At 66.8% G+C, this 10,941-nt stretch carries 7 protein-coding genes and 1 tRNA gene; 6 read left to right on the forward strand and 2 right to left on the reverse strand.

The genetic code is table 11. The annotated features are described in order from the left end of the window. The first annotated feature begins 100 nt into the window (after positions 1-100). Complete coding sequence (locus F4036_12600; GenBank protein MYK38579.1) at positions 101-868, forward strand: cytochrome c; 768 nt, start codon at positions 101-103, stop codon at positions 866-868. Between the two features lie 57 nt (positions 869-925). On the opposite strand, the gene F4036_12605 is transcribed toward F4036_12600, so the two are convergent. Further along, positions 926-2,074: an N-acetyltransferase gene (locus F4036_12605; protein MYK38580.1), complete on the reverse strand. Its 1,149-nt coding sequence runs from the start codon at positions 2,072-2,074 to the stop codon at positions 926-928. Positions 2,075-2,199: 125 nt separating this feature from the next. Continuing rightward, entirely contained in the window at positions 2,200-3,159 is a 960-nt protein-coding gene (gene trxB, locus F4036_12610) for a thioredoxin-disulfide reductase (protein MYK38581.1), read from the reverse strand. On the opposite strand from trxB, the gene F4036_12615 reads away from it, so the two are divergent. The 5 genes from F4036_12615 to F4036_12635 form a co-directional block, all read left to right on the forward strand. Beyond that, on the forward strand, positions 3,131-5,422 hold the full coding sequence (locus F4036_12615; GenBank protein MYK38582.1) for a cell division protein FtsK: 2,292 nt from the start codon (positions 3,131-3,133) through the stop codon (positions 5,420-5,422). The genes trxB and F4036_12615 overlap by 29 nt on opposite strands. Continuing rightward, positions 5,419-6,099: a hypothetical protein gene (locus F4036_12620; GenBank protein ID MYK38583.1), complete on the forward strand. Its 681-nt coding sequence runs from the start codon at positions 5,419-5,421 to the stop codon at positions 6,097-6,099. The genes F4036_12615 and F4036_12620 overlap by 4 nt, the downstream gene beginning before the upstream one ends. After that, the gene (gene serS / locus F4036_12625; GenBank protein MYK38584.1) at positions 6,096-7,367 is read left to right on the forward strand and encodes a serine--tRNA ligase; all 1,272 of its coding nucleotides are present in this window, start codon (positions 6,096-6,098) and stop codon (positions 7,365-7,367) included. Before F4036_12620 ends, serS begins: the two co-directional genes overlap by 4 nt. Before the next feature lie 12 nt (positions 7,368-7,379). Further along, a tRNA-Ser gene (locus tag F4036_12630) sits at positions 7,380-7,466 on the forward strand. A gap of 117 nt (positions 7,467-7,583) precedes the next feature. After that, the coding region (locus F4036_12635; protein MYK38585.1) for a hypothetical protein at positions 7,584-10,941 on the forward strand (3,358 nt) is incomplete at its 3' end.

The raw sequence follows: 10,941 nt of genomic DNA on the forward strand, positions 1-10,941 counted from the left end.
ATTCGGCGTAAAATACGCGGGTTGAGACGCGCGTATCTTGTATCAATTCGTGGAATCGGATACCTTTCGCGCCGGTTTGCCAGAGAAGCAGAGGAACAGTATGAAGCGCTTTGCCTGTTTGATGATCAGCGCCGCCGCCATGGTCGCGGCGGGAACCGCTTTCGCCGCCGGCGACGCGGCCCGCGGTGAGGCCGAATTCGAGGTCTGCGCCGTGTGCCACGGCGAGCAGGGCGAGGGCTTTGAGAAGTACGGCGCCCCGAGGATCGGCGGCCAGGAAGACTGGTACATCGTGACCAGCCTGAAGAACTTCCGCGCCGGCCTGCGCGCCGTCGATAACTGCGACGTGGCCGACGTGGCCGGCACGCTGGAGCGGGCCAAGGCCTCTTCGCCCGACTACGCCGAGATCGAGGCCGAACTGGCGACCCATTTCGAGGGCGGACTGCCCTCCGGCGGCGCCTGCAGCCAGGCGGCGAACGACGTTTACGGTCCGCTGATGCGCGCCATCGCACTGACGCTGGCCGACGACCAGGCCGTCGAGGACCTGGCCGCCTACGCCACCACGCTGGCGCCGCCGAAGCCGGCCGACACGATCCAGGGTGACGCCACCGCGGGCACGATGGGCTACGCCACCTGCATCGCCTGCCACGGTCCGGCCGGCGAGGGCAACCAGGCGCTGAACGCGCCCGCCGTCGCATGGCAGCACGACTGGTACACGGTGCGGCAGATGGAGCACTACATCTCGGGCATTCGCGGCAGCGACCCGCGCAACATCTTCGATACGCAGATGCGTCCGATGGCGATGGTGCTGCCCACGCCGGAGCAGATCCGCAACGTAACCGCCTACATCAACACCTTCCCCAAGCCCTGAGTCGGTAGGGATTAAGCCGGCCTGCTTTTACGGGCAGGCGGTCGGTTGGGGTAAGGCTCAGGAGGCCTTTTTGAACGGCGTGTGTTCGCCGGCGATTTCGACGTAGCGCGCCACCTGTTCGCGCTCGCTGGCGAGGTAGCCGCTCAGCGCGTCGGCGAAACCTTCATGGCGCACCCAGTGCGTCGAATATGACGTGACCGGCATGAAGCCGCGCGCCAGCTTGTGCTCGCCCTGCACTCCGGGATCGAACAGCGTCAGCCCTTCGCGGATGCAGTATTCGATGCCCTGGTAGTAGCAGGTCTCGAAGTGCAGGCTGTGGTAGTAGCCACGGCTGCCCCAGTAGCGCCCGTAGAGTGCCGTGTCGCTGCGGAAACAGATCGCCAGCGCGACGGCCTCGCCATCGAGCCGCGCCAGGAACACGACCAGCGATTCGGGCATCTCGCGCGTGACTTGCTCGAAGAACCGGTGGTTCAGGTACGGATACTGGCCGCGCTTGAGGTAGCTGGCGGCGTAAAGCGGATACAGCGTCTCCCAGACTTCCGGCGTGAGCGCATCGCCGCTTAGCGTCTCAAAGAGGATCCCGGCTTCCTTCACGCGCCGCCGCTCGCGGTTGACCTTCTTGCGCTTGGCCGAGCTGAAGGTCTTCAGATAGTCCGAAAAATCGGCGTAACCGTCGTCCTGCCAATGGAACTGGCAGTCGGTGCGCAGCATCATGCCCTTTTCCTTCATCCACCCGGCGTCCTCGGGAGTGGGGAACAGGCAGTGCAGCGAACTGGCCTCCAGGCGATGGGCCAGCTCCACGGCGCCGGCCAGCAGCAGGGCAGGGGCCTCGGCGCCGTCTGCGGCGGATTCCGCGCCCGCACAGATCCAGCGCGGCCCGGCCACCGGCGTAAACGGAATGGCGTTGAGCAATTTGGGGTAGTAGTCGTGACCGGCGCGCTGATAGGCGGACGCCCAGGCCCAGTCGAACACGAACTCGCCCCGCGAGTGGCTCTTCAGATACAGCGGCATGGCGCCGACCGTCGTTTCCTGGTCGTCCTGCAGCAACAGATGACAGGGCTGCCAGCCTGTTTCCGCGGAAACACACCCGGACACTTCCAGCGCGTTCAGGAACTCATGGCGTAGAAACGGATGCGAGCCCCCGGCCAGCGCATTCCATTCGCCCGCCGCGACCTCGCTGACGTTGTCGAGCACCCGTATCCGCATGCGCTATAGGTTACCTGCGAGAGAGGGCGTCCCCCTGGGAGCGAGGGCATGTCCCTCGCAGCGTCCCGCCCTCAACCTGGGGACGAGGCCGTCCCGGCCTCGGGGAGGGCGAGACGCCCTCCCTCCTAAAGCGGATTCGCGTCGCAGAACTTCTCGGCGTCGAGCGCGGCCATGCACCCGGTGCCCGCGGAAGTGATCGCCTGGCGATAGACCGAATCGGCCACGTCGCCGGCCGCGAACACGCCGGGCACGCTCGTGGCCGTGAAGCCGCCCGAAATGCCGCCGCGCGTGATCAGGTAGCCGTCCTTGTGCTTGAGCGAGTCCACGAACAAGCCCGTGGCGGGATCGTGACCGATCGCGATGAACACGCCGTTCACCTCCAGTTCCTCGGTCACGCCGTCTTCCTTCGTGCTCCTGATCCTCGCGCCGGTCACCTGGTCGCCGTCGCCGAGGACTTCCTCCAGCACCCGGTCCCAGCGAATGTCGATCGGACCGTCCGGCCCGGCGCGCTCGAACAGCTGCTGCTGCATCATCTTCTCGGCCCGCAGCGCGTCGCGGCGATGGATCAGCGTCACGCGCGAGCAGATGTTCGAAAGATAAAGCGCCTCTTCAACGGCAGTATTTCCGCCGCCGACCACAACCACAGGCCGGTCCCGGAAAAAGAAGCCGTCACAGGTGGCGCAGGCCGACACGCCCTTGCCCAGGTAGCTCTGCTCGCTCTCCAGTCCCAGGTAGCGCGCCGTGGCGCCGGTGGCGATGATCAGCGACTCGGCACGGTATTCGTCCAGGCCGCCCTTCAAAGTGAACGGCCGCTGCGACAAATCCACGTCTTCGATATGGTCGTAGATCACCTCGGTGCCCAGCCGCTCGGCGTGCTCGCGCAACTCGTCCATCAACTGCGGCCCGAGCAGGCCTTCGCGGCCTCCGGGCCAGTTGTCGACGTCGGTCGTGGTCATCAACTGGCCGCCCGGCTCGCTGCCCGTGATCAGCACCGGCGACATGTTGGCGCGGGCTCCGTAAACGGCCGCGGAATAGCCGGCGGGACCGGATCCCAGAATGATCAGTCGGGCGACGGAATTCGGCACGGCGGCAAGTTTATCCGGGTTTCTATTGGGACACTACCGGAATAAGATTAGCCGCCAAGTGAAGGCTAAGGAACGAACCTGGTTGGAGCGCGCGTTGCGCGAAGGCGGATTGTGGCTCTGCCTGGGTTTGGGACTGCTGATGTTCGCGGCCCTGATCAGCCATGTTCCGGACGCCGCGGAAGCCGGCCTTGGGGGCTCCAACCTGGTCGGCATCGCCGGCGCGGCCTTCGCGGGCCTGGCCTTCGCCCTGGCCGGCAGCGCCTCCTACCTGTTTCCCGCCGCCGTGATCGGTTTCAGCGCCTGGTACCTCGCGCCTTCGAGGGCGCGCGACGACTGGTCCTGGCCGGACGCCGGCGTGCGCGCCGCTGGGCTGGTGCTGGTGGTGGTTTGCGGATGCGGCCTGCTGGAAATCTCCGCGCGCGGAGGGCTCGGCGGAGGCGACATTGGCATCTGGCTCGACGACATCCTGGCGCCGGTGCTGGGCGACATGGGCGCCTGGGTGGTCCTGCTGGCGCTGTGGATGACCGGCATCACGCTGGTGACCGGCCTTTCCTGGGTGGGCCTGACGCAGGCCACCGGTCACCTGACGCTGCGCGGCCTCGTTTGGCTGTGGGACGGCGTGTACGCGGGCCTCGTCGCGCTGTTTTCGCTGGTCGGCCGCCGCGAGCCCTCGAAGGTCCGCAAACCGCGCAGGACGAAGATCGCCGGCCCGGCACGCAGGCGGCGCGCCGCTACCGAACCCAAGCGGCCGCGAAAGATCGAGCCGGACATGCCCGTGAAGCCTGCAACCGGCGGGGACCTGCCGTCGCTCAGCCTGCTGTCCGATCCGCCGCCGGAAACTTCCTTGCAGTCCGAAAGCGTCTTGCGCGACCAGGCCCGGCGCCTGGAGGAGAAGCTGCAGGAATTCGGCGTGGGCGCCACCGTGGTAGCCGTTTCGCCCGGCCCGGTCGTGACGCTGTTCGAAGTGCAGCCGGCCGCGGGCATCCGCGCCAGCCGCATCACCAGCCTCGCCAGCGACCTGGCGCGCTCGCTGATGGCGCACAGCGTGCGCGTGGTCGAGTCCATGCCGGGCAAGTCCACCGTGGGTCTGGAGATCGCCAACAACGAACGGATGCTGGTCACGCTGGGCGAAATCCTCCGCTCGCGCACCTACGCCCGAGCGAATTCAAACCTCACGCTGGGGCTGGGCAAGGACATCGCCGGCAACCCGGTCGTGGACGACCTGCAGAAGATGCCGCACCTGCTGGTGGCCGGCGCCACCGGCTCGGGCAAGTCGGTGGCGATAAACGCCATGGTCCTGAGCCTGCTCTACAAGTCCTCGCCCGAAGAAGTGCGGATGATCATGATCGACCCCAAGATGCTGGAGCTCTCGGTTTACGAGGGTATCCCGCACCTGCTGTGCCCGGTGGTCACCGATGTCAGCGAGGCGGCCAATGCGCTGCGCTGGTGCGTGGCCGAGATGGACCGCCGCTACCGGCTGATGTCCTGGGTGAAGACGCGCAGCGTGGAGGGCTTCAACAACCGCCTGGAAGTCGCCCGGGAGTCGGGCGAGCCGTTGCGCGGGCCGCCCGAGGGCGGCGAGGAAGACCCCGGGCCCGGCCCCGAACTGGAGCCGCTGCCCCGCATCGTGGTCGTGATCGACGAGCTGGCCGACCTGATGATGGTGGTCGGCAAAAAACTTGAGACGCTGATCGCGCGCCTCACGCAGAAGGCCCGCGCCGCCGGCCTGCACCTGATCGTGGCCACGCAGCGCCCGTCGGTCGACGTGATTACCGGGCTAATCAAGGCGAATATCCCGGCGCGGATCGGATTCCGCGTGGCCTCCCAGGTCGATTCGCGCACCATCCTCGACCAGGTGGGCGCCGAGACGCTGCTGGGCAAGGGCGACATGCTCTACCTCCCGCCCGGCTCCGGCGACCTGCTGCGCGTGCACGGCGCGTTCGTCGAGGACGCCGAAGTGCTGAAAGTGGTCGCCGAACTGAAGCGCACCGGCGGCCCCAGCTACGACGACCAGGTCACGCAGGGCCCGGTGGAAGCGGAAGAGGCTGAGCCCGGCGCCGACGGCGGCGAAGTCGACGAACTCTACCCACAGGCAAAGGAAATCGTCACCGAGACCGGCCGCGCCTCGATCTCCTACGTCCAGCGACGCTTGCGCGTAGGCTACAACCGCGCCGCCCGCCTCATTGAGGAGTTGGAGCGCGCCGGCGTAGTCTCCGCCCCCGACGGCCGCGGCGAACGCCGCGTAGTCGGAGGTACTGAATAGTGCCTGGGAGGGAGGGCGTCCCGCCCTCCGCGAAGGCGAGTACGCCTTCGCATCCAGGTGTACGCACCACGCTGATCGCCCTCGCGCTCTTCTTCCAGGCACCCCCCACCCTCTCCCAGGAAGCCGACACCCCCCTCACCCGTTTCTTCCAATCCACCCAACACCTCCAGGCCGACTTCACCCAACTCGAATACGACGGCGACGGCGTCTTCCAGAAGGAAAGCACCGGCCGCCTCTATCTCTCCCGCCCGGGCCGCTTCCGCCTCGACTACCTGGAACCCGACGAACTGATGATCTGGGCCGACGGCGAGAACCTCTCGATGTTCGACAAGGAACTGGAGCAGGTCACCGTCTACACGCAGACCGAACAGCTCCGCGAATCCGCCGCCGCGCTGCTGGCCGGCGACGCATCGGTCCTGGAAAACTACGAAGTCAAAGAGGCCGAATTCGACGACGGCCTGCAATGGTTCGACCTGACCGGAGCCGACGCGGAGGAGGGCGACCTGCGCCTTGCCCTGCGGGGCAGCGTGCCCGCGGTGCTCGAGTTCGCCGACGACCTCGGCAGCCGCGTGCGCATGCTGCTGTTCAGCCTGGACCTCGACAGCGAACTTGACGACGACGTTTTTGCCCCGACAATTCCGCCCGGCGTGGACATTTTCGAGGCGGCCGAATCGTGATCGATCCCAAACTACTGCGCGAGCAGCCCGAAGCCGTGGCGCGCAACCTGGCGCGGCGCGACGCCACCTTCGACACCGCCGCCTACGCGGAACTGGAAGCGCGCCGCAAGAAGTGGCAGGTGCGCGTGGAGCAACTGCGCGCGGACCGCAACAAACTCTCGAAACAGATCGGCGTGGCCGCCCGCGAAGGCGGCGACGTGGACGCGCTGAAGCGTGAAGTCGAGAAGGCCACGTACGGCCTGAGCGACGCCGGCGGCGAACTCAAGTCCGTCCAGTCCAGTCTGCGCAAGATCGAGCTCGACCTGCCCAACCTGCTCGACGAAGCCGTTCCGGACGGCAAAGACGAAAGCGCCAACCGCGAACTCAAGCGCTGGGGCGAACCCCGTCCCGCCGGCGACGGCGTGCAAGACCACGTGGCCCTCGGCGAAGCGCTGGGCCAGATGGACTTCGGCGCCGCCGCGCGCCTGGCCGGCGCGCGCTACACCGTCCTGACCGGCGAACTCGCGATCATGCACCGCGCCCTGATCCAGTTCATGCTGGACCTGCACGTGCGCGAACACGGCTACACCGAAGCCTACGTCCCCTTCATCGTCAACCCCGAGTCATTGATCGGCACCGGCCAGCTACCCAAGTTCGAGCAGGACCTCTTCGGCATCGAAAGCGAACGCTCCGGCTACCTGGTCCCCACCGGCGAAGTCCCGCTCACCAACCTGGTCGCCGGCCAGACCGTCGCCGAAGCCGAACTGCCGCTCAAGTTCACCGCGCACACGCCCTGTTTCCGGTCCGAGGCCGGCGCCTACGGCAAGGACACCCGCGGCATGCTCCGCCAGCACCAGTTCGAGAAGGTCGAGCTGGTGCAGATCACGCACCCCGATCACTCCGACGACGCCCTGGAAGAGCTGACCCGGCACGCCGAAATCGTGCTGGAGCGCCTGGAATTGCCGTACCGCAGGGTGGTCCTGTCGTCCGGCGACACCGGCTTTTCGTCCGCCATCACCTACGACCTCGAAGTCTGGCTCCCCGGCCAGGACCTCTATCGCGAAATCTCGTCGTGCAGCAACTGCCGGGACTTCCAGGCCCGGCGCATGGGCGCGCGCTGGAAGGGCAGGGATGCGCGCGGCTTCGTCCACACCTTAAACGGCTCCGGCGTCGCCGCCGGCCGCGCCCTCATCGCCGTGATCGAGAACTACCAGCAGCCCGACGGCAGCATCGTCATCCCCGATGCCCTGCGCCCCTGGATGGGCGGCGCGGATAGAATCTCAGCCTGATCCTCGATCATCGGAGAGGTGGCAGAGTGGTCGAATGCGGAGGTCTTGAAAACCTCTGACGGTTTACGCCGTCCGTGGGTTCGAATCCCACCCTCTCCGTTTTTTTGACGCGCATCTCAATCGTCGGCGAGCCGCCCTCTACGATCCGGCCGCGTGACAAGGAATATCCCCAATATTGGGGGCGCGGATCGAGCTAGTCCTTCCTAAAATGCAGGCGTGTGCGCGAACAGGGACGTGTTATTGCCGGCGGCGGACGGCTGGATATCTTCCGGATGGCCGTCCTTTCCGCGGGCCGTGCTGGCCCAGTCGCTCGCAGCCTTCCTTTGCTTTGCCGCCACCGTTGCCAACGCCGCCTCCACCGACGCGACCCTGAGCGCGTTGGCGCTCAAGGACAGGGACGGCGCCACCGTGGCGCTCTCACCCGGCTTCAGCGCATCCACGACCTCATACACCGCGAGCGTGCCCGCGCGGGTGGCACGGATCACCATCGAGGCGACCAAGGGCGACGATGGCGCCAGGGTGGACTACCTCGACGGAGCCGAATCGGCGCTGACCGACGCGGACACGGTGGCGGACCACTTCCAGGTCGACCTGGGAGCGGGCGCGAACACGATCAAGGTGAAGGTGACGGCCGAGGACACCGTCAATACCACGACCTATACGGTCGTGGTGACGCGGGCGCCGCCGATGGCGTCGGCCGATGCCCTGCTCAGTAATCTCGACGAAAGCAACGACGCCGGCATCGACGTAGGAACGCCGGTCGATTCCCCGAACGTCGATTTCACCCAGGCGATTCGATTCCAGACGGGCAGCAACGAGCGGGGCTACAACCTCACGTCGGTTAAGGCCGTACTCGCCAACGCCTCGGATTCGGACGGTGTCCGGGTCCGGATCTTCGGCGCAAGGAGCATCGGAACGCCGTACATCAGCTTCTACACGCTCAACAGCCCGGTCATCTCCGACGGGACCCTGACCTTCACGGCGCCGGAGAGCGCCACGCTGCGGAAGAACGCGGGGTACTTCGTGGTGTTCGACTCGACGGCCTCGGGCGCCGGCAACGACTACGAGATCCGGGGGACGGAGTCGGAATTCCTCAACAGCCAGGCGGTCGGCTGGACCCTGAGTGAGGACCGGCACGCCAGAAACAATGATTCGGCGTCCTGGACAACCGACAGCGCGGTCCCGCTGATCGAGATCAACGGCGATGCCGTCGTACAAGCCACGGACGCGAACCTGAACGCCCTGCGGATGCGGGACGGGAACGGAAAGCTCGTCACCTACTCCCCGTTCTTCGATTCGTCGATCACCTCCTACGCCACAAAGGCGTCCCCGAAGGTGGACCGGATCACCGTCCTGGGGACCGCGAGCAATGACGGTGGCGCCACGGTGGACTACCTCGACGAGGACGACCAGCTATTGACCGACGCCGACCCCGACACGGAGGGCTTCCAGGTTGATCTGGAAGCCGGCGCGAACACGATCAATGTGCGTGTGACCGCCGAGGACGGCAGCACCACCCGGACCTACACCATGGTGGTGACGCGGAGGGCGTCGAGGGTGTCGGCGGATGCGCTGGCCAGCAATCTGGACGAGGACTTCAGCAAGAGGCTCTTCGTCGGCAATCTCGAGCCCGGCAAGATCCTGCGGGTCCAGGCACTGGGATTCGAAACCGGCGGCAACGATGCAGGCTACGTTCTCACCTCGGTCAAGATTCTCATCTGGGAACTCTCGAGTTGGGCCGGCGTCCGGGTGAGGATCTTCAGCAGCACGGCGGAGGGAAATCCGGACAGCAGTCTGTACGCCCTGAGCGGCACGATCGTCCTCCCCACCACGGACCAGGGGCCGGAGGAATCCGCCCGCATCAGTACGTTTGACGCGCCGGCGAACGCCACCCTCGAGCCGAACACCCGGTACTTCGTGGTGCTCGATTCAAAATTCTCGCAACTCTATAGGTACTACAAGGTCTGGGGGACGAAGTCGGACGACATCAGCAAGGTAGCGGACGGCTGGAGCATGAACAACTTTCGGCATACCGGGATCCGGGATTCAGGGGTCTGGACGACGGCTGACGAGGTGCCGTTCGTTGAGGTCGCCGGCCATGCCATAGTTCCCTCCAGCGACGCCACGCTGACCGACCTCGGCCTGACATGGGACGATGGCGGCACCGCTACCGACATCGTGCTCGACCCGACATTCGACGCGTCGAAGACCGCCTACACCGCGGCCGTGGCCAACGCGGTGGATCAGATCACGATCGCTGGAATCAAGGGCGACAGCGGCGCCAGGGTGGACTACTTCGACGGCGCCGATTCGGCGCTGACCGACGCCGACGGCAACGCGGCCGGCTTTCAGGTCGACCTCGCAGCCGGCGCGAACACGATCAAGGCGAAGGTGGCGGCCAGCGACGGCGAGACCACGCAGACCTACACGGTGGTGGTAACGCGGGCGGCCGGCGATGTGACCGCCCCGGCGCCAAACGGCGCGACGGTGAACGGCGCGACTCTCGCGATCGCCTTTAACGAGGCCCTGGCCGCCTCCGCGAACCTCGCGAACGGCGCCTTCGCCGTGAAGAAGACCCCGTCGGGGGGCTCGGAGACGACCGTGGCGCTCACCGGCTTTCCCTCGATCAGCGGAGCGACGGTGACGCTGACGCTTGCGACGGCGGTGGTCTCGACCGACGCGGTGACGGTGAGCTACACCCCGCCGACGTCGGGCACGGCGAACAGGCTCCAGGATGCCGCCGGCAACGAGGTGGCGTCCTTCACGGACCAGGCGGTGACCAACGACACGGCGGCGGCGCTCGGGGCCTGGTTCCAGAACGTGCCCGACGAGCATGACGGGTCGAGCGTGTTCAACCTCGAACTCGCGTTCTCCGAGGCGGTGTTCGTCGGCACCGAGTCGTTCGACAAGAACCAGGCGATCCAGGACGCAGTACAGCTAACCGGCGGCACGTTCCGGGGCAGACGCCGAACCGTCCCGGGCTCTTACGACCGGTGGATACTGAGGATCGAGCCTTCCGGCGATGACGACGTGACGGTGAGTCTCCCGGCGACCACCGGAAGTTGCAATGCCGCCGGGGCAATCTGCACGCCGGACGGCCGTCCATTGTCGGCCCCGGCTTCGGCGACGATCGAGGGTCCGGCGGCGGAAGCGCCCGACGCGCCGGCGGCGCCGACGCTGACGGCCGGGGAGACATGGCTCGAGGCATCGTGGACAGCGCCGGCGGACAATGGCGCGGCGATCACGGGCTACGACGTCCATTACCGCGAGACGGGCGGCAACTGGACGAGCGCGAACCACACCGGCACTGGTACCACGAAGCGCATCACTGGGCTCACCGCCGACACGGCCTACGAAGTGCGCGTGCGGGCGTCCAACGCCGAGGGCACGGGTGACTGGTCGCCGTCGGCATCCGCGCGCACGGACGCCTCAGTCGAGAAGCCGGACGCGCCTTCGGCTCCAACGCTGACGGCCGGAGAGACGTGGCTCGAGGCGACCTGGACAGCGCCGGCGGACAACGGCGCGGCGATCACGGGCTACGACGTCCATTACCGCGAGACGGGCGGCAACTGGA

The organism is Gammaproteobacteria bacterium (genome assembly GCA_009845905.1).
Lineage (GTDB): Bacteria > Pseudomonadota > Gammaproteobacteria > Steroidobacterales > Foliamicaceae > Foliamicus.